Below are 17,662 nucleotides of genomic sequence, written 5' to 3' on the forward strand. Positions count from 1 at the left end.
CCCGTGTTCCCGGCCGGCCCGGGGAACGACGACGCCGCGGCCGAGCGTGGCGGCCGCGGCGTCGTCGTGCCCTGCTGAGGCGGCGTCAGCGCGGGCTGGAGGTCGAGTAGACGGCGCTCGACCCGCCTGCCGGGCGCTGCGCGCGGCCGCGGCCGCCCCGGCGACGGCCCGCGGGCTGGCCGCTCGTGCCGTTCCCGGCTCCGGCCGCGGCGCGGCCGCCGCCCTGCCCCGCACCCGACGCACGCTGACCGCCCTGGCCGCGCTGCGCCGTCGTGCCCGTGCCCTGCGCGTCCGGACGACCGCCCTGCGCCGCCGGACGACCGCCGCCCTGGCCACCCTGGCCGCGGCCGCGGCGCGACGCGCGCGACCCGCCGTTGGACGAGGCGGTGCCGCGCTTCGCCTGCGTCTGCGGCGGCGTGATGTCCGCCGGGCGCACGTACTGCGCGACCTCGCCGACGAGGCCCTTGATCGTCGCGTCGCCGGGCGCCACGGGCTTCGGCTGGGCCGTGATCTTCGCCTTGCGCGTGAGGTCGCGCACGTCGCCGCGCTGCTCCGGGAGCATGACGGTGACGACGACGCCCTCCGAGCCCGCGCGCGCCGTGCGGCCCGAGCGGTGCAGGTACGCCTTGTGCTCGGCCGGCGGGTCCACGTGCACGACCAGCTCGACGTCGTCGACGTGGATGCCGCGTGCGGCGATGTCCGTCGCGACGAGCACCTTGACGGCGCCCGAGGAGAACGCCTCGAGGTTGCGCTCGCGAGCGCCCTGGCCGAGGTTGCCGTGCAGGTCGACGGCGGGCACGCCCGCGGCGGTGAGCTGCTTGGCGAGCTTCTTCGCCTGGTGCTTGGTGCGCATGAACAGCACGCGGCGGCCGGTGCCCGAGGCGAGCTCGTGCACGATCTGCTTCTTCGCGTCCGCGTCGCGCACCGCGAGGATGTGGTGCGTCATCTGCGGGGGCGCGGCCGCGGCGTCGTCCACCGAGTGGCGCACCGGGTTGCTGAGGTAGCGCTTGACGAGCTGGTCCACGCCGTTGTCGAGCGTCGCGGAGAACAGCATGCGCTGCCCGTGCTTCGGGGTCTTGTCCATGATGCGCTTCACGCCGGGCAGGAACCCGAGGTCGGCCATGTGGTCCGCCTCGTCGAGCACGGTGATCTCGATGCCGTCGAGCGTGAGCAGGCGCTGGTTGAGGAGGTCCTCGAGGCGGCCGGGGCACGCGATGACGATGTCCACGCCCTTGTCGAGCGCGGCGACCTGGCGCGACTGCGCGACGCCGCCGAAGATCGTCGTCGTCACGAGGCCGAGGGCCTTCGCGACCGGCTCCATGGTGGCGTTGATCTGGTTGGCGAGCTCGCGCGTCGGGCACAGCACGAGGGCACGCGGCCGGCGCGGGTGGCGCGACGTCTTGGCCCACGACAGGCGCGAGACGGTCGGCAGCGAGAACGCGAGGGTCTTGCCGGAGCCGGTGCGGCCGCGGCCCAGGACGTCGCGGCCCTTGAGCGAGTCGGGCAGCGTGGCGGTCTGGATGGGGAAGGGTGAGTCGATCCCCTGGCGCGAGAGCTCGCGCACGACGGGGGTGGGCAGGCCGAAATCGGCAAAGGAAGTCACAGGTGATGGGCCTCTCGGGGCTCAAGGATCGGGGTCCGCCGCACGCAATCCGGGGGGATCTCCACGACGCGGGGCGCGCGGGATCGCGCTGCCCTCGAGCCTCCAGTGTCTCATGCCCGACGCCGAGGGGCCGGGTGAGGTGCGTCTCGCACCGGCCGGGCACGCCCCGCAGCGCGGCCGCTGTGGTGGAATGGCGCGCGTGCACGCGCTCCTCTCGCCCACCCTCGCCGCGACCGCGGGCGACACGGCGTCCTCGCTCGGGGACGTCGTCGGGCAGGTCTGGCAGGCCGCGACGACGCCCGTCGCTCCCCCGGACCCGGCCGTGGTCCTCGTCATGGGCGTGCTCGCGCTCGCCGTCGTGCTCGTGACGCCCGTGTGGCGCGTCGCGCGCCACGTCGTGACGATCGCGCACGAGGCGTCGCACGCGCTCGCCGCCCTGCTCACGGGCCGGCGCCTGTCCGGCATCCGGCTCCACTCCGACACCTCGGGGCTCACCGTGTCGTCCGGGAGGCCGCGCGGGTTCGGCATGATCCTCACGGCGTTCATGGGCTACGTGGGCCCGGGGCTCATCGGGCTCGGTGCGGCGGCGCTGCTGCGCCAGGGCTACGCCGTGGGGCTCCTGTGGCTCCTCGTGGTGCTGCTCGCCCTCATGCTCCTGCAGATCCGCAACTGGTTCGGGCTGTGGTCGGTCCTCGTCACGGGCGCCGCGCTCGTCGGCGTGTCGTGGTGGGCGACGCCGGACGTGCAGAGCGCCGTCGCCTACGCCGTCACGTGGTTCCTCCTGCTCGGCGCGGTCCGTCCCGTGCTCGAGCTGCAGGGCGAGCGCTCGCGCGGGCGGGCCGCGACGTCGGACGCGGACATCCTCGCCCGCCTCACCCACGTGCCCGGCCTGGTCTGGGTGGGCGTGTTCCTCGTCGTGACGCTCGGCGCCGCCGTGGTGGGCGGCTCCTGGATCGTCGGCCCCGCGGCCTGACGGGCCGGTCCGCCCAGCGGTTGTCGCAGGAAATTCAGGGGCCCTCGGGTACCGCGGCGCCCTAACCTCGCGGCATGGGGTCCGTCACGCCGCCGCCGTCGCCGTCCGTCGTCGTCCGCCCCGAGGTGCCCGACGACGCCGCGACCGTCCGCGACGTCGTGCTGCGGGCGTTCGGGCCCGGCGAGGAGGTCGTCGCCGACCTCGTGGACGCGCTGCGCGCCTCGAGCGCGTACGTCCCCGGTCTGTCGTTCGTCGCGACCGCCGAGCGCGCGGACGGCACGGAGGAGGTCGTCGGGCACGTCATGCTCACGCGCTCGTGGCTCGACGCGCCCGATCGCCTCGTCGAGGTGCTCGTGCTCTCGCCGCTCGGCGTCGTCCCCGAGCGGCAGCGCACGGGGGTCGGTGGTGCGCTCGTGCGGCACGCGCTGGACGCGGCGGACGCCGCGGGGTGGCCGCTCGTCTTCCTCGAGGGAGACCCCGGCTACTACCCCCGGCACGGCTTCGTGGCCGGGGGCGGGCTCGGGTTCGTCGCGCCGTCGGACCGGATCCCGGCGCACGCCTTCCAGGTCGTGCCCCTCTCGGGCCACGTGCCCTGGATGCGCGGACGGCTCGTGTACGCGGACGCGTTCTGGGCGCTCGACTGCGTGGGCCTGCGACCCTGACGCGCCCGGGTCGGCCTCGTCGCCGCCCGGGCGCGCCGCTCGCGCGCAGGGCCCGGGCTACGAGGCGTCGGCGACGCGCTCGTCGGCGACCCGCTCCCGGAACGACTCGTAGCGGCGTCGCTCGCTCTCGGTGCGCGAGCCGACCACGATGAAGACGAGGAGCAGGACCGTGCCGCCCGCGCCCAGGAGGAGCGCGCCGAGCAGGTCGATCATCGGGACGCCCGCCTCCGGCGCCCCCGTCTGGCCCGTCACCGAGATGCCCCACATGCCCGTGTAGTGCATGCCCGCGACCGCGACGCCCATGACGAGGGCCGACACGGTGAGCATCGTCCCGCCGCGCGCGTGGACGCACAGCCACAGCGCCACCGTCGCCGCGACGACCGCGATGGTCACCGCGAGCACGACCGACACGGGGCTGTAGTGCATCTCGCCGTTCATGCGCATCGCGGCCATGCCCATGTAGTGCATCCCCGCGACACCCAGCCCCGCGATGACGCCGCCTGCGACGAGCCGGCCGAGCTGGTACCTGGCCATCATCACCAGGTGCAGGCCGATCGAGACGACCACGACGGCGACCGCCGCGGACGCGACCGTGAGCGGCACGTCGTAGTAGATCGGCATGCCGTCGACCGTGAACCCGAGCATCGCGACGAAGTGCATGACCCAGATGCCGGTGCCGCCGATGGCCGTCGCGCCGAGCCACAGCCACGCGGAGCGCACCTTCCACGACGCGTCCACGCGGGAACGGGAGACCGCCGAGAGGCCGCACGCCGACCCGACGACGGCGGCCAGGTAGGCGATGAGGGGCGTCACTGCCCCGTACGAGAAGTGATGTACCTCGTGCATGACGCATACCACCTAAAAGGGGAGAAAGGGATACGCATCATAAGCACACGTCCGCGCGGCGCGTCGAACGCGCTCACGACGCGGCGCCCGAGGTGCGGGGGCGTGGCCGTGCCGCCGCACGACGACGGGCCGCCCGCCGAGGCGGACGGCCCGTCGTGCGATCGAGGACGACGTCCGGAGGAGGTGGACGCGTCGCCGAGATCAGCCGGCGCGGGCGCCGGAAGAACGAATCAGCCCTGAGGCGTCAGGACGAACGCCGGTCCCTGCGCGTTCGGGTCCGTGTCGAGCGTGAGGTTCGCGAGGGTCGGCGCCGTGGAGGACTCCACGAACACCTTCGCCTCACCGTCCTCGACGACCGTGTCGTCAGGCTGCGGGGCGGGCACGAGCGCGAGCTCGAAGCTGCCCGCCTGGTCCGCGGACTCGGCGATCCGCAGACCGCCTCCCTCGGGGACACCGGCCTGGGTCTGCAGGTCGTGGACAGCGGTACGTGCGTTGTCGGTCAGGGTGAGCACGAGAGCTCCTCTCGTCGCCGGGCGGAGCCTGCGGGACACGTCCGTGCGGCTCACGCCTGGAGAGCGTGACCTGCCGTCGGTGCACCCTCCCGCGGGCTCCTCGGTCTTCTCCACCGAAACAAGAACGCGTCCCGCTCGCAAGCGAATCGCCCGTTTCTCACCGAATTTCTCACGGATCAAGACCCGGCGTGACACCGTTCCGCGACCCGCGTAGGGTCCGCGCCCGCGCGACTCCCACTTCGGCAGACGTCGTCGAGATCGGCATCCGCGGCTCAGATCGGCAGTCCGGACTGCCGATCCCGGACGGGACTGCCGATCTCGGCGCGAGCTGCCGAACTCGGCACGCGGGTAGCCTGTGCGGGGACGTCGAGCGGCGTCCGGGGCCTCTAGCTCAACTGGCAGAGCTGCGGACTTTTAATCCGTAGGTTGTGGGTTCGAACCCCACGGGGCCCACCGTCGTGCCGAGGCCGTGCAGGCGATCCGGAGCCGGGGTCCGCCCGGCCTCAGGCGGTGAACGTCGCCCAGACGGTCTTGACGTCGTCGGTGCGGTACCAACCGACGTCGAGCGAGAGCTGACGCGCCATGTGCAGGCCCACGCCGCCGGCGCCGGGGATGCGGCGGCCGGCGTAGACGGGCTCGGTCGAGGTGTCGTGGTCGGCGACCTCGAGGAGGAACCGCTCGTGGTGGCGCGCGAGGCGCACGATCGTCGGGGGCAGACCGTGGCGCAGGGCGTTGGTCGCGAGCTCGGACGCGATGAGCACGAGCTTGTCCGGGGTGGACGACAACCGGCCGGTCGACTTGGCGCCGTGGCGCTCGAGCGTGCCCATGAGACCTGCGCGCAGCGCGGACAGGTCCTCGGTGGAGGACAGGACCCACTCCTCCACGGGCTCGTACTCCGACGGCGGCATCGACGTGACGAGGTCGGCGTCGTCACCGGGGACGTCGATCGACGGGTGTTCGTCCACGCACGGACCTCCTGCGACTCGGGGCGAGCCGCCACAGTGCCACGAGGGCCCGCACCCCGCACCCGGTCGCGGGGGGGGGAGCGACGACCCCCGGTGCGGGGCGCGGGCGAGCGATGAGTCCGGGTGTGGGCGGCCGTCGATAGGTTCGACGGCAGGTCGACCGACCGCCCCCGACGACGAGGAGCTCGCATGTCCTTCCAGGCCTATCTCGACGCGGTCGAGGACAAGACCGGACTGACCCCGCGCCAGATCGTCGACCTCGCGCACGAGCGCGGGTTCGACGAGACGACGAAGGCGGGGCCCATCCTCGAGTGGCTCAAGGACGAGTACGGCCTGGGCCGCGGTCACGGCATGGCGATGGTGCACGTCATCACCAAGGGCCCGCAGATCCCGTCGAAGCACGTGGGCTCGTCGGGCACGCACCGCGACGAGTCGGACACGTTGTGGCTCGACGGCAAGGTGACGAAGCCGGCCTGACCGCGCAGCACCACGCGGCGGGCCCCTCGCCTCCCCCGCACGCCGGTGCCCGACGACGCCCGCTCACGGGACGTCGTCGGGCACCGGGCTCAGCGCGACGTCAGAGCGTCCAGCGCTGGGCGGCGGTCTGGTTGCACGTCCACAGCTGCACCTTCTGGCCGTCGTGCAGCGGCGCGCCGCCCTGGGCGTCGAGGCACTTGCCGGACTGCGGGTTGCGCAGCGCCTTCGTCCCGGCGTCGTAGACCCACTGCTGGGCGCCCGTCCCGTTGCACGTGTAGATCCACACGACGGTGCCGTCGGCCGTGCCGCTGCCCGCGACGTCGAGGCACTTGCCGAGCGCGCGGACCGTCCCGTCGGAGCCGCGGGTCCACTGCTGCGCGGCGTTGCCGCTGCACGTGGCGAGCTGCACCTGGTTCCCGTCGCGCGGGTCCGCCCACGGCACGTCGAGGCACAGCGTGCCGTCGACGCGGATCGTTCCGGTGCCGGTGGGCAGGCCGGTGCCGGGGTCGGGCTCGTTCGGCTCCTGGGTGGTCCCGCCGTCGCCGATGGGCGTGGCGGTCCCCGTGAACGGGTCGAGCCGGATGAACGCCGCCTGCGGGTCGCCGTCGTGCACGAGCGACTCGTGCGCGCCGACGTCGTCGAACGCGAACGCGTACGCCCGCCCGTTCGCCATCTGCTGGTGCGCGAGCTTCGCGTACACGTCGGTGCGCGGGTCCTGGTAGAAGCCGGCGCTGCTCGCGTCGGGCTGGTTCGGGTTGGTCAGCGCGGTGGTGCGGATGAGCGCCGCGCACAGCGTGCGCGCGATGGGTCCGACGACGTGGTCGTTCGGCGCCTGGAGGTCCTGGTGGCACCCGTACACGCTCGACGCGTCGGGCTTCGTGAAGGCCGCGACCTCCTGCCCGGACCCGTTCCTGAAACGGAACCAGTCGCCGTCGACCCGCCCGCGGAACTGCGTGCCGGGCTCGTGGGAGAACGGCGTGATGACCATGTCGCGCGTGCGGTAGGAGTTCCACACGTCGGTGACGTACGAGTCGATCGCGGCCGAGGAGATCCGGCCGACGTCGATGCCGTGGGACGGGTTGAGCGCGCGCAGCACGCTGCCGTCGGGTGCGCGCTGGATCAGCCCGCCCCACCCCGCGGACTCCAGTGCGGTGTAGAACGCCTGGTACCCGTCCGGCTTGAGCATGCCCGTGGACAGGACGTGCCCGTCCGCGCGCTGGACGCCCACCTGGTACGGCGCCGACCAGTGGTCGACCTGCGTGCTGTTGATCCACAGCCCGTCGTCGTTGAGCGTGTACTCGGTCCAGTTGAAGAGGATGTCGCGGTTCGGGTCGGAGTCGTTCTGCACCGCGGGCTGGACGAGCTTCCCGTCGAGCACGATCTGGAACGACATCTTCTGGCCGTACGAGTAGTAGACGCGGCCCGAGAGCTTCGGAAGCCGGATCGTCACCGACTGGCCCGGCCCGGGGCCTGCGATCGACGCGTCCGGCGCGGGGACGGGCACGGGCCCGACCCCGCCGGGCCAGGGGTTGAACGTGCCGCCCGCGTCGGCCCAGCCCGCGACGCCGTCGCGCTCGCCGAGCACGTACAGGTAGATCGGTCCCCTGCCCGAGTCGTTGGTGATCGTGAGCGGGATGGTCTCCGGGACCGCGCTCGCCGGGGCCGCGCCGACGACCGCCCCGGTCACCGCGAGGACCGCGGCGACCACCGCGGCCCACGCTCGCCTGCTTCTTCTCCGCCTGTCGTGAGTCATGCCGGATCTGCTCCTGTTCGGTTGCTTCGTCGGAACCGCAGTCGCCGGCTCGGCCGGCGACACCGCTGCCACAGGAGGTGTGGGAGCGCTGCCACGACCGTAGCGGAGGATGCCGCGCCACGCCAGGGAGCGCTCCCACGACGTGATCGTGCGGCTCCCGGGCGCCCGTAGACTCGAACGAGTGCAGTGCCACCACTACGACGCCGGCCGGTGCCGGTCGTGCACCCTCCTCGACCTGGCGTACCCCGCGCAGGTCGCGGGCAAGCAGGAGCACTGCGCCGCGCTCCTCGGCCCGCTCGCCCCGGACCTGACCTGGCTGCCCACGGTCGAGTCCGCCGAGTCCGGCTTCCGCAACAAGGCGAAGATGGTCGTCACGGGCACGACCGACGCCCCGGTGCTCGGCATCCTGGCCGAGGGCGGCGGCGTCGACCTCACGGACTGCCCGCTCTACCCGCCCGCGCTCCAGGCGTCGTTCGGCGCGTTCGCGGACTTCGTCACGCGGGCCCGCCTCGTCCCCTACGACGTGCGCGCCCGCCGCGGCGAGCTCAAGTACGTCCTCGTGACGCTCTCCCCCGACGGCGACCTCATGGCCCGGTTCGTGCTCCGCTCGACGGAGAGCCTGCCGCGGATCCGCAAGCACCTCCCGACGCTGCTCGACGCCCTGCCGTCGCTGCGCGTCGTCTCCGTCAACCTCCACCCCGAGCACAAGGCCGTGGTCGAGGGCGACACGGAGGTCCTGCTCACCGCGGCCGAGACGCTGCGCATGCGCGTCAACGGGATCGACCTGCACCTGCGCCCGCAGAGCTTCTTCCAGACGAACACCGACGTCGCCGCCGCCCTGTACCGCCAGGGCCGGGAGTGGGTGGACGACGCCGCGCCCGCCACGGTCTGGGACCTCTACTGCGGCGTGGGCGGGTTCGCGCTGCACGTCGCGGGGCCGGACCGGGACGTCGTGGGCGTCGAGACGAGCGCGGAGGCCGTCGCGAGCGCGCGGCTCACCGCGCGCGACGCCGGGCTGGACCGCACGACGTTCCTCGCGCAGGACGCGACGGCGTTCGCGCTCGCGCAGCGGACGGCGCCCCACCTCGTCGTCGTGAACCCGCCGCGCCGCGGCATCGGCGAGACCCTCAGCACGTGGCTCGAGGACTCGGGCGTCCGGCACGTCGTCTACTCGAGCTGCAACGCGACGTCGCTCGCGCGCGACCTGGCTCTCATGCCGTCGCTGCGTCCGCGCGCCGCGCGCGTGCTCGACATGTTCCCGCAGACGTCGCACTACGAGGTCGCGGTCCTCCTCGAGCGCGTCTGAGGACCGGGCTCAAGACCTTTCCCCCGCGCGCCGCGCCGCCTCGACCGCGGCACCCTCGACCTGCGCGCGGTACGCGGCCCACTCGTCGTCGTCGAGGTCGGGCAGGTTGCCGCGGTCGTCGCCCGCCGCAGGTCGTGGTCGGCCGGTGTCGGGCTCATCCTCCGGACGCTCCTCCCGCCCGCCGACGCGGGTGCCAGACTGGCGCCATGGCGACGGTCCACCCCGAGATCACCGAGCGGCTCGCGCGGTTCGTGCTCGCGCAGCCCGTGTTCTTCGTCGGCACGGCGCCGCTCGCGGCGGACGGCCACGTCAACGTGTCCCCCAAGGGGATGGCGGGGACGTTCGCGGTGCTCGACCCGCGCACGGTCGCCTACCTCGACTACACGGGGTCCGGCGCGGAGACCGCCGCGCACCTGCGCGAGAACGGGCGCGTCGTCCTCATGTTCTGCGCGTTCGACGGGCCGCCGAACATCGTGCGGCTGCACGGGCGCGGCCGGTACGTCGAGGTCGGCACGCCCGAGTTCGACGCGCTGCGCCCGGCGTTCGCCAAGGAGCGCGAGATCGGGCAGCGCGGGATCGTCGTGGTGGACGTGGAGCGCGTCTCCGACTCGTGCGGCTTCTCGGTGCCGCGGCTCGCGTTCGTCGAGGACCGCGACGTGCTCGACCGCGCGCACGAGCGCCGCGACCCCGCGTACTTCGACACGTACTGGCACGAGCGCAACGCCGCGAGCATCGACGGCCTGCCCGCCATCGGCGCGGACGTCTAGCCCGCCGGGTCGGCCGTCGCGTCGAGGTAGGCGCGCCCGCGCGGCGACAGGCGGTAGCCGACGTCGAGGCTCTCGGTGAGGCCCAGCTCCTTGAGCCGGCGCACCCGCACCTTGAAGTCGTCGCGCGCCATGCCGAGCCCGGCCGCGAGCTCGCGCGCGACGACGCCCTCGTGCGCCGCGATCAGCTCCAGGTACTGGCGGGTCCACGGCTCGGTGGCCGCGCGGTCCTTGCGCGCGAGCGCCGCGCGGATCTGCTCGACGGCGGTCGCGTCCAGGTCCGCGTCCTCGCGCAGCGCGACGCGCGGGTCCGGGCCCGCGAGCCGGATGCCCACGCGGTAGAGGTCGCCCTCGCGGGCCGCGCCCCGGGCGACCACCGCGGTGGGCGAGGTCGCGCCCGCGCGCCGCGCGTCGTCGTCGGACAGCAGGGGCGCGCCGTCCGGGCCCGTCGCGACCCGCTCGACCGACGTCACCTCGACCACGCCGACCCGGGTGCGCTGCCGCGTGCCGACCCGCACGCGGGGCGTCGTCCAGCGGCGGAACGCGACCGTCACCGTCCCGTCCTGCAGGCCGCGCAGCGTGCGGGCGTCGAGGAGCACGCCTCCGAGCGTACGACGGCGACCCCGCGCGCTCACCCGGTCGCGCCGGGTCCCCGGGGTCGGTCAGCCGCCGAGCTCGGGGCGGCGCGCGACGGTGAGCACGTGCGTGTCCGGCCAGTCCACGGGCTCGCCCGTCGCGGCGTCGTGCAGCGCGGCGACGGGCGCGAAGGAGTGCTCGTCGAGCCACTCGTTGCGCCACGCGCCGCTGCCCGGCTCGAGCGCGAACCCGGCCGCGGTGAGCAGGTCGGCCCAGCGCGGGCCGGTGAGGTCGCAGAACCGCTCGTGGTTCTCGGACAGCCAGTTGTCCACGTAGTCCTTGCGCGTGAGGAACTCCATCGCCTCGCGCAGCGTGAGCCGCCACGACCCGGCCGCGAGTCGCTCGGGCGCGAACGCCGCTCCGGACAGGCGCGGGAAGTCGTGCGCGAACTGGGCCAGGCGCGCGTCCGTGGAGAGCGCCCCGACCCAGGCCGCGACGTCCTCGCGCGCGAGCGCGTCGAGGTCCGTGCGCGCGCCGTGCGGGCCGTCGCCGTCCGCGCGGGCGCCGTCGTCGGTGCGCAGCGTGAGCACGACGTCCCGGTCGGGCTCGGCGGGTCCGCACACGTCGGAGTTGATCCACACCCCGCCGGGCCGCGTGTGGTCGTGGACGCGGCGCGCGAAGGTCTCGACGTCGCGCACGCCGTCGCCGTAGGACGACACCTCGTGCGTGAGCGCGATCGTCAGGGTCGTGTCGACCGACGCGTCGGGCATCACCGACCGGTCGAGGATGTTGGCCTGCACGAACCACACGTGCGAGTTCGCGAACACGCCCTGCGCCTTCTTGTGCTCCGCCTCCGCGACGAGGTGGCGTGCGACGTCGACCCCGAACAGGTCGGACTCGTGCAGGCGCGGCTCGCGCGCGACGTGCTCGAGCAGGCCGCCCGTCGCGCACCCGATGTCGACGATCCGGCCAGGCCGCACGTACGGGGCCACCTGGGCCCACTTGCGCGCGGACGCGTCCTCGAACGCCGCCGCGTACGTGCGGTAGTCGCGCGTCGACGTGAGGTCGCCGTCGCCGGACACGACGGGGTCGGCGAAGATGCGCCGCACGTCCTCGACGAACCGGTACCGCGCGAAGAACTCCGCCACCGCTGGGTGCGCGACGTCGCGCCAGCGCTCGTCGCCCGCGGCGATCTGCTCGACGACGTCCCACGGCCGGGCGGGCGCCTCGCCGTCGGGCTCGGCGGCGTCGAGCTCGACGCCCGCGACGCGGTAGCCGAGCGCGCGGTAGGCGTCGACGAGCGGCGGCGTGGAGCACGCGACGACGGTGTCGGCCGGGTCGGGCGCGACGCCGGTCGCCGTCGCGACGCTCGTGAGGACGAGCTGGGCGAACCGGTCGTCGGGCGCGACGTCGGGCACGGGCACGACGACGGACGCGAGCCCCTCGCGCGTCGTCACGTTCTCGACGAGCGCCTCGCGCCGGTGGCCCGGCAGCGGGTTGCGGCGCGTGCCCGCGTGGTTCGCGGACGTGACGACCCACACGACCTCGACCCCGGGGTCGCAGCGGACGCGGCGGCCGTCCAGGTCGCGCACCAGCCCGGCGCGCAGGGCGCGCAGGTAGTCCACCTGGTAGCGCGTGACGACGTGGTGGCGGCCGGGGAACAGGATGCGGCGGACGGGGCGCTCGGGCGTGGTGGGCACGCGCACACGGTGCGTTGCCGCACGGCCCGCGCGCAACCCGTCTCACGGGCCGTGTTCGCTCTCCGAGAAGACCGGCGGCCAGAACCCGCAGGTCGGGGCCGCGCGGCGCGGGGCCGCAGCCGGGCCGCCGCTCCTGGACGCTCGTTCACGATGCGCCACCGGGGGGACGTATGGGACGGTACTCGCGATGTTCTGGATCGTGGCAGGGGCTGTGCTCGTCGTGTCCGGCCTCGCGATCGCCGCGACGGCCGCCCGAGGCGCGCGCCGATCCGCCTCGACGGGTGCCCACGGGATGGGGATCGCCGTCGGGGGCGGGCTCGCGATCTGGGGCACGATCGCCCTGGTGATCGGTCTGCTCACCCGCGGCTGAGCGCACCCTCGCGGACGTCGCGCACCTCGGCCCCGCTGACGACGCCCGACAGCCCCCGGCGCCCGCGTGTGCACGGCACCGCGACCACGGACACCACGGCGACGAGCACCGCGAGAGGCGCCGCGACGTCGCTCGCGACCGCGAGCGCCCCACCCGCCGCGGGCACGCCCGCGAGGACGCCGAGCGCGCCCCACAGCGCGCCGCCGCTCGCCGCGCGCGCGACGCGGCGACCCACGGTGCCGCGCCGGTCCGACCACCGCGGGGCGAGCCACACGGTCCGCTGGCCCCACGACGCGCCGTCGCCGAGGAGCGTCGGCACGACGAACACCGCGACGAACGGGACGACGGTCCCCACGAGCCACTGCGTCGTGTCGGTGCCGTCGGGGAGCGGGCGGCCGAGCGCGGAGAGGAGGGTGCGGTAGCCCACCTGGAGCACCACGCCCAGGGCCGTCAGGAGCAGCGCGTCGAGCACCATCCCGAGCCAGCGTCGCCACACGGTCACGGGCCGGGCCCGGCCGCGTCCGGCCACGAGCTCGCCCGCGCGCGGCATCCACCGCAGCAGGAGCGGCGCCAGGAGCGCGCCGAGGAGGGCGCCGAGCGTGTTCGCGAGCACGTCGTCGACGTCCGCGACCCGGTACGAGCACGGGACGAGCCCGAAGATCCCGGTGTACTGCGTCGTCTCGACGAGCAGCGAGGCGAGCAGGCCGGACAGCGTCGCGACGGCGAGCCCACGGCCGAGGTAGCGCCGCACGAGCATGCCCCACGGGACGAACAGCACGACGTTGAAGACGACCTGGAGCACGACGACGCTGCGCAGGGTCGCGCCGACGCCGAGCCCCGCGGTCTCGCGCCGCACGTCGTCGAGCGAGTGGCCCGGCACGAGCTCGGGCCGGGGCACCCCGTGCTGCGCGCACCAGGCGGCGAGGTCGCCTCCGGGCAGCGGCAGGAGCGTGTACGCGACGAGCGCGACGCCGTACACGGCGACCGCGGCGGCACCGAGGAGCCGGCGCCCGCTCAGCCGCCCGTAGCGGCGGTACTGCCACGCGAGCGCGGGGACGAGGAACGCCGCGAAGAGCAGCGCTCCCCCGACCACGCCCACGTACGCCGGCCACGTCCAGCGGTCGGTCACGCGCGCACCTCACCGGGTCGGTCGGCGGGGCGGTGCGCGGGGGTGGGGCTCGGAGTCACGCGCCCCAGTATCGCGGGCCTGGCGCGTCGGCGTCGGCGCGAACGACGACGACCGTCCCCGTCGCGCGGGACCTTCGGCGGCGGGTCCGCGGGCGGGTCGTGCCTACCGTGGAGGTGCGGTCGGTCGCACGGCCCCGCCGAAGTCCTGCCGGGGTCGGTCCCGTGCCGGCCGCCGCGCACCGACCGGTGCGCGCGGCACGACGATCGAGGTGAGAAGCATGAAGGCGGCCCGGTACCACGGCAAGGAAGACCTCCGCGTCGAGGAGGTGCCGGAGCCCGTGACGCAGCCGGGCACCGTGAAGATCCGGCCCGCCTGGACGGGCATCTGCGGCTCGGACCTGCACCTGTTCCTCGAGGGCCCGTTCCCGCCGGCGCCGTCGCAGACGCAGCCGCACCCGCTGTCGGGCGAGACGTTGCCCGTCGTGTTCGGGCACGAGTTCTCCGGCGTGGTCGAGGAGCTCGGCGAGGGGGTCGAGGGCCTCGCGGTCGGGGACGCCGTCGTCGTCGAGCCGTTCATGGTGTGCGGCGAGTGCCCGCCGTGCCGCGACGGCCTCTACAACGCCTGCGTGAAGATGGGCTTCATCGGCATCTCCGGCCGCGGCGGCGGGCTGGCGGAGCACATCGTGGTCGAGCGGCGGTGGGTGCACCCGGTGGGCGACGTTCCGCTGGACCAGGCGGCGCTCGTCGAGCCGCTGGCCGTCGCGTACCACGGCGTCCGGCTCTCGGGGGCGAAGGCGGGCGACACGGTCCTCGTCGGCGGCGCGGGGCCGATCGGCCTGCTCACGTGCGCCGTGCTGCACGCGATCGGGGCGCGCGCGGTCGTCACCGAGGTGAGCGGGGCGCGCAAGGCCAAGGCGCTCGAGACGGGCGTCGCCGACGTCGTGCTCGACCCGCGCGAGGTCGACGTCGCCGCGCGCGTCCTCGAGCTCACCGACGGCCGCGGCGCCGACGTCGCGATCGAGTGCTCGGGCGCGCAGCCCGTGCTCGACACGCTGACCCGCGCGCTCAAGGCGGGCGGCACGCTCCAGATCGTCGCGCTGTTCTCCGAGCCGCCGACGCTCGACGTCATGACCGTGCTGCTGCGCGAGCTGACGATCAAGGGCGCGATCGGGTACGCGGACGACCACCCGGCCGCGATCCGCCTCGTGCAGGACGGCAAGGTGGACCTCGCGCCGTTCGTCACGGGCCGCATCGCGGTGGAGGACGTCGTGGAGAAGGGCTACCGCGAGCTGATCGACCACAAGGACGACCACGTGAAGATCGTCGTGTCGGTCTGAGACGTGCGGCCCGCGGTCCCCCCGTCCCCGGGGCCGCGGGCCGCGCCACCCGGCCGCTCTCGACCTGCGCCGCGCGACCCGGCGTGCCACCGTGGAGGAGCCACGGCAGCACCCGCCCCGGGAGGTTCGCATGGACGTCCTCGCCGCCCACGGCGACGCGATCGGTGCGGTCGACGCGCTCGTGCGACCGCTCGACGACGACGCCTGGGCCGTGCCCACGCCGGACTCGGACTGGACGGTGCGCGACCTCGTCAACCACCTCACCGTCGAGCAGCTCTGGGCGCCCGAGCTCCTCGCGGGGCGCTGGATCGAGGACGTGGGGACCGTGCTCGACGGCGACGTCCTCGGCGACGACCCCGTCGACCGGTGGGTCGACGCGTCGGTCCAGGCGCGCGAGGCGTTCCTCGCGCCCGGCGCGCTGGAGCGTCGCGTGCACCTGTCCTACGGCGACGAGTCGGGCGCGGAGTACTGCGCCCAGCTGACGTTCGACCTCGTGGTGCACGCGTGGGACCTCGCGCGCGCGACCGGTGCGCCCGAGGACGTGGACCCGGCGCTCGTCGCGTGGTCGCTGCACTACGCGCAGTCCCGCTCGACGCGCGACGAGCCCGGGCGGCTGCTCCGACCGCTCGACGTCGCCGACGACGCCGACGACCTCGCGCGACTCCTCGCGCTCACCGGCCGGAGCCGCTGACACCCGGGTGAAAGTCGGCGGCGTGCCCGCCCGGGAAGGACGGCGGCGGGGTCGCGCGCGAGACTGACCCCATGTCGCCCGACCGCACCGCGACCGACGTGTCGCACGCCTCCCCCGGCCCACGGCTGCTCCGGCCGGCCGCCGAGCGCGCGGGCCGGCCGCTCGTCGTCGGTCACCGCGGCAACTCGTCCGTCGCGCCGCAGAACACGCTCGCGGCGTTCGAGGCGGCGTGTCGCGCCGGGGCGGACGCGATCGAGCTCGACGTGCGCCTCACGGCCGACCGCCGCACGGTCGTGCTGCACGACGACGTCGTGGACGTCACGACCGACGGGACGGGCCGTGTGGACGCTCTCACGCTCGCCGAGGTGCGCGCGCTCGACGCCGGGTCGTCGTTCTCGCGCGCGTTCGTGGGCCAGCGCGTGCCGACGTTCGAGGAGGTCGCGCGGTTCGCCGCGCAGCGGCCGGGGCTGGAGCTCCTCGTGGAGCTCAAGGGCGTGTGGTCGGTCGAGGACGTCCCGCTCGTCACCCGGCACGTCGACGCCGCCGGGCTCGCGGACCGCACCGTCGTCCAGTCGTTCTGGCCGCCCACGGTCGCCGCGCTGCGCGACGCGGCCGGGCACCTCGCGCGCGCCCTGCTCCTGGTGCTGCGCCCCGACAGCCTCGACGAGCTCGTCGCGGTGTGCGCGGACCTCGGCGTCGTCGCGTGCAACCCGGACGTCGCGCTCCTCGCGCACGAGCCGGGCCTCGTCGAGGCGGTGCGAGGGGCGGGACTGCGCGTGCACTGCTGGACGGCGAACACGACGGACGAGTGGGAGGACCTGCTCGGCCGCGGCGTCGACGCGATCATGACCGACCGCCCGGACCGCCTGGCCGGGTGGCTCGACGCGCGGCTCGGGCGGTCGCCCGAGCGCGCGGCCGACCCGCTCGCCCCCGGGGCTGCCGTGCACGCCGTGCCGTCGTTCGACGGGTGAGGCGCACGCCGCCGCCCTAGCCTCGACGGATGAGCGCCACCCCGCCGCCCGGGCCGCTCGCCGGCCCGTCCGACGAGCCCGCACGCACGCCGGCGGTGTGCGTGCTCGCCCTCACGCCGCTCCTCACGGTCGAGATCGAGCCGGCGGGCCCGTACGAGACGTCGCCCGAGGTCCACGTCCACCCGGGCGGCCAGGGCCTGTGGCTCGCGCGCATGGCGTACTCGCTCGGCGCGCACGTCGTCGTGTGCGGGCCGTTCGGCGGGGAGACCGGCAGCGTCGCGGCGCACCTCGCGCGCGCGGAGCACCTCGACCTGCGGGCGACGACGACCGGCGCGAACGGCGCGTACGTGCACGACCGGCGCGGCGGCTCGCGCGAGGAGGTCGTGAGCATGGACCCGTTCCCCCTCAACCGCCACGAGGTCGACGACCTGTACGGCACGGTCCTCGTCTCCGGGCTCGACGCCGCGGTGACCATCCTCACCGGGTCGGAGACCGCCGTCGGGGTCCCGGCGTCGTTCTTCGCGCGCCTCGCGCGCGACCTGCACGCGTCGGAGCGCCAGGTGGTCGCGGACCTCTCCGGGGAGCAGGCGCGCGCCGTCGCGTCCGCCCCCGGGGCGGTCCTCAAGATCAGCCACGAGGAGATGGTCGAGGGCGGGTTCGCCGACGACGACACGGAGGCGGCGCTCCTCGCCGCCGCACGCGCCATGGTCGACGCCGGGCCGCGCGCCCTCGTCGTCTCGCGCGCCCACGACCCGTCCCTGCTCGTGACGCGCGACCACACCTACACGGTGCGCACGCCGCGCATCACGACCGTCGACCACCGCGGCGCCGGGGACTCGATGACTGCCGGGATCGCCGTGGGGCTCGGGCGCGGGCTCGACCTGCCCGCCGCGGTGCGTCTCGGCGCGGCGGCCGGCGCGCTCAACGTGACCCGTCGCGGGCTCGGCACGGGCCGCCGCGACCAGATCGAGCGCCTCGCGTCCCGCGTCACGGTGCGCGAGGCGCGGCCGTAGACCGACGACCAGGAC

At 74.8% G+C, this 17,662-nt stretch carries 18 protein-coding genes and 1 tRNA gene; 11 read left to right on the plus strand and 8 right to left on the minus strand.

Translation table 11 applies throughout. The features are described from left to right. Positions 1-85: 85 nt before the first annotated feature. Positions 86-1,603 (minus strand): DEAD/DEAH box helicase, encoded by a 1,518-nt coding sequence (locus tag GYH36_RS02740; protein ID WP_162289036.1) that lies wholly within the window; start codon positions 1,601-1,603, stop codon positions 86-88. A 199-nt stretch (positions 1,604-1,802) separates the two neighbouring features. On the opposite strand from GYH36_RS02740, the gene GYH36_RS02745 reads away from it, so the two are divergent. After that, positions 1,803-2,576: a M50 family metallopeptidase gene (locus GYH36_RS02745; protein WP_231492762.1), complete on the plus strand. Its 774-nt coding sequence runs from the start codon at positions 1,803-1,805 to the stop codon at positions 2,574-2,576. Positions 2,577-2,650: 74 nt separating this feature from the next. Beyond that, positions 2,651-3,238, plus strand: coding sequence for a GNAT family N-acetyltransferase (locus GYH36_RS02750; protein WP_115941921.1), 588 nt, complete (start codon positions 2,651-2,653; stop codon positions 3,236-3,238). 57 nt (positions 3,239-3,295) lie between these two features. Here GYH36_RS02750 and GYH36_RS02755 read toward each other — a convergent pair whose 3' ends face one another. Beyond that, entirely contained in the window at positions 3,296-4,084 is a 789-nt protein-coding gene (locus GYH36_RS02755; protein WP_115941920.1) for an MHYT domain-containing protein, read from the minus strand. A 230-nt stretch (positions 4,085-4,314) separates the two neighbouring features. Next, complete coding sequence (locus GYH36_RS02760; RefSeq protein WP_024838981.1) at positions 4,315-4,596, minus strand: HesB/IscA family protein; 282 nt, start codon at positions 4,594-4,596, stop codon at positions 4,315-4,317. A 380-nt stretch (positions 4,597-4,976) separates the two neighbouring features. Between GYH36_RS02760 and GYH36_RS02765 the strand changes: the two genes are divergently transcribed. Continuing rightward, a tRNA-Lys gene (locus tag GYH36_RS02765) sits at positions 4,977-5,049 on the plus strand. A 50-nt stretch (positions 5,050-5,099) separates the two neighbouring features. Here GYH36_RS02765 and GYH36_RS02770 read toward each other — a convergent pair. Beyond that, on the minus strand, positions 5,100-5,561 hold the full coding sequence (locus GYH36_RS02770) for an ATP-binding protein (protein ID WP_162289037.1): 462 nt from the start codon (positions 5,559-5,561) through the stop codon (positions 5,100-5,102). 189 nt (positions 5,562-5,750) lie between these two features. Between GYH36_RS02770 and GYH36_RS02775 the strand changes: the two genes are divergently transcribed. Further along, on the plus strand, positions 5,751-6,038 hold the full coding sequence (locus GYH36_RS02775) for a DUF4287 domain-containing protein (RefSeq protein ID WP_162289038.1): 288 nt from the start codon (positions 5,751-5,753) through the stop codon (positions 6,036-6,038). 100 nt (positions 6,039-6,138) lie between these two features. Here the strand turns inward: GYH36_RS02775 and GYH36_RS02780 are convergent, their stop codons facing one another. Beyond that, positions 6,139-7,791 (minus strand): glycoside hydrolase family 64 protein, encoded by a 1,653-nt coding sequence (locus GYH36_RS02780; RefSeq protein ID WP_162289039.1) that lies wholly within the window; start codon positions 7,789-7,791, stop codon positions 6,139-6,141. A gap of 181 nt (positions 7,792-7,972) precedes the next feature. Here GYH36_RS02780 and rlmC point away from each other — a divergent pair, with 181 nt between their 5' ends. Continuing rightward, positions 7,973-9,097 carry a 23S rRNA (uracil(747)-C(5))-methyltransferase RlmC gene (gene rlmC, locus GYH36_RS02785; protein ID WP_162289040.1) on the plus strand — a complete coding sequence of 375 codons (1,125 nt, stop codon included), beginning with the start codon at positions 7,973-7,975 and terminating at the stop codon, positions 9,095-9,097. A 206-nt stretch (positions 9,098-9,303) separates the two neighbouring features. After that, the gene (locus GYH36_RS02790) at positions 9,304-9,864 is read left to right on the plus strand and encodes a pyridoxamine 5'-phosphate oxidase family protein (RefSeq protein WP_115941916.1); all 561 of its coding nucleotides are present in this window, start codon (positions 9,304-9,306) and stop codon (positions 9,862-9,864) included. Here GYH36_RS02790 and GYH36_RS02795 read toward each other — a convergent pair. Both GYH36_RS02795 and GYH36_RS02800 read right to left on the minus strand, forming a co-directional pair. Then, positions 9,861-10,460 (minus strand): hypothetical protein, encoded by a 600-nt coding sequence (locus GYH36_RS02795; RefSeq protein ID WP_162289041.1) that lies wholly within the window; start codon positions 10,458-10,460, stop codon positions 9,861-9,863. The genes GYH36_RS02790 and GYH36_RS02795 overlap by 4 nt on opposite strands. 63 nt (positions 10,461-10,523) lie before the next feature. After that, entirely contained in the window at positions 10,524-12,137 is a 1,614-nt protein-coding gene (locus tag GYH36_RS02800; RefSeq protein ID WP_162289042.1) for a class I SAM-dependent methyltransferase, read from the minus strand. Between the two features lie 187 nt (positions 12,138-12,324). Between GYH36_RS02800 and GYH36_RS02805 the strand changes: the two genes are divergently transcribed. Next, positions 12,325-12,507, plus strand: coding sequence for a hypothetical protein (locus tag GYH36_RS02805; protein WP_155100085.1), 183 nt, complete (start codon positions 12,325-12,327; stop codon positions 12,505-12,507). Here GYH36_RS02805 and GYH36_RS02810 read toward each other — a convergent pair. Beyond that, positions 12,494-13,636 carry a VanZ family protein gene (locus tag GYH36_RS02810; protein ID WP_115941914.1) on the minus strand — a complete coding sequence of 381 codons (1,143 nt, stop codon included), beginning with the start codon at positions 13,634-13,636 and terminating at the stop codon, positions 12,494-12,496. The genes GYH36_RS02805 and GYH36_RS02810 overlap by 14 nt on opposite strands. Positions 13,637-13,913: 277 nt before the next feature. Here GYH36_RS02810 and GYH36_RS02815 point away from each other — a divergent pair, with 277 nt between their 5' ends. From GYH36_RS02815 to GYH36_RS02830, 4 genes are all read left to right on the plus strand, one after another. Next, positions 13,914-14,972, plus strand: coding sequence for a 2,3-butanediol dehydrogenase (locus GYH36_RS02815; RefSeq protein WP_155100087.1), 1,059 nt, complete (start codon positions 13,914-13,916; stop codon positions 14,970-14,972). Between the two features lie 130 nt (positions 14,973-15,102). Next, the gene (locus tag GYH36_RS02820; protein ID WP_162289043.1) at positions 15,103-15,663 is read left to right on the plus strand and encodes a TIGR03086 family metal-binding protein; all 561 of its coding nucleotides are present in this window, start codon (positions 15,103-15,105) and stop codon (positions 15,661-15,663) included. A gap of 71 nt (positions 15,664-15,734) precedes the next feature. Beyond that, positions 15,735-16,634 carry a glycerophosphodiester phosphodiesterase gene (locus GYH36_RS02825; protein WP_162289044.1) on the plus strand — a complete coding sequence of 300 codons (900 nt, stop codon included), beginning with the start codon at positions 15,735-15,737 and terminating at the stop codon, positions 16,632-16,634. Between the two features lie 29 nt (positions 16,635-16,663). Further along, positions 16,664-17,647, plus strand: coding sequence for a 1-phosphofructokinase family hexose kinase (locus GYH36_RS02830; RefSeq protein ID WP_162289045.1), 984 nt, complete (start codon positions 16,664-16,666; stop codon positions 17,645-17,647). The last annotated feature ends 15 nt before the right edge of the window (positions 17,648-17,662 follow it).

The sequence above is a fragment of the Cellulosimicrobium composti genome (assembly GCF_010287905.1).
Lineage (GTDB): Bacteria > Actinomycetota > Actinomycetes > Actinomycetales > Cellulomonadaceae > Cellulosimicrobium > Cellulosimicrobium composti.

Bases quoted from the DNA above. Each gene is read 5' to 3' on its own strand.
- GYH36_RS02805 (WP_155100085.1), top strand. From the start codon at position 12,325: ATGTTCTGGATCGTGGCAGGGGCTGTGCTCGTCGTGTCCGGCCTCGCG.
- GYH36_RS02830 (WP_162289045.1), top strand. From the start codon at position 16,664: ATGAGCGCCACCCCGCCGCCCGGGCCGCTCGCCGGCCCGTCCGACGAG.
- GYH36_RS02815 (WP_155100087.1), top strand. From the start codon at position 13,914: ATGAAGGCGGCCCGGTACCACGGCAAGGAAGACCTCCGCGTCGAGGAG.
- GYH36_RS02780 (WP_162289039.1), bottom strand. From the start codon at position 7,791: ATGACTCACGACAGGCGGAGAAGAAGCAGGCGAGCGTGGGCCGCGGTG.
- GYH36_RS02820 (WP_162289043.1), top strand. From the start codon at position 15,103: ATGGACGTCCTCGCCGCCCACGGCGACGCGATCGGTGCGGTCGACGCG.
- GYH36_RS02750 (WP_115941921.1), top strand. From the start codon at position 2,651: ATGGGGTCCGTCACGCCGCCGCCGTCGCCGTCCGTCGTCGTCCGCCCC.
- GYH36_RS02825 (WP_162289044.1), top strand. From the start codon at position 15,735: ATGTCGCCCGACCGCACCGCGACCGACGTGTCGCACGCCTCCCCCGGC.
- GYH36_RS02790 (WP_115941916.1), top strand. From the start codon at position 9,304: ATGGCGACGGTCCACCCCGAGATCACCGAGCGGCTCGCGCGGTTCGTG.
- GYH36_RS02755 (WP_115941920.1), bottom strand. From the start codon at position 4,084: ATGCACGAGGTACATCACTTCTCGTACGGGGCAGTGACGCCCCTCATC.
- GYH36_RS02775 (WP_162289038.1), top strand. From the start codon at position 5,751: ATGTCCTTCCAGGCCTATCTCGACGCGGTCGAGGACAAGACCGGACTG.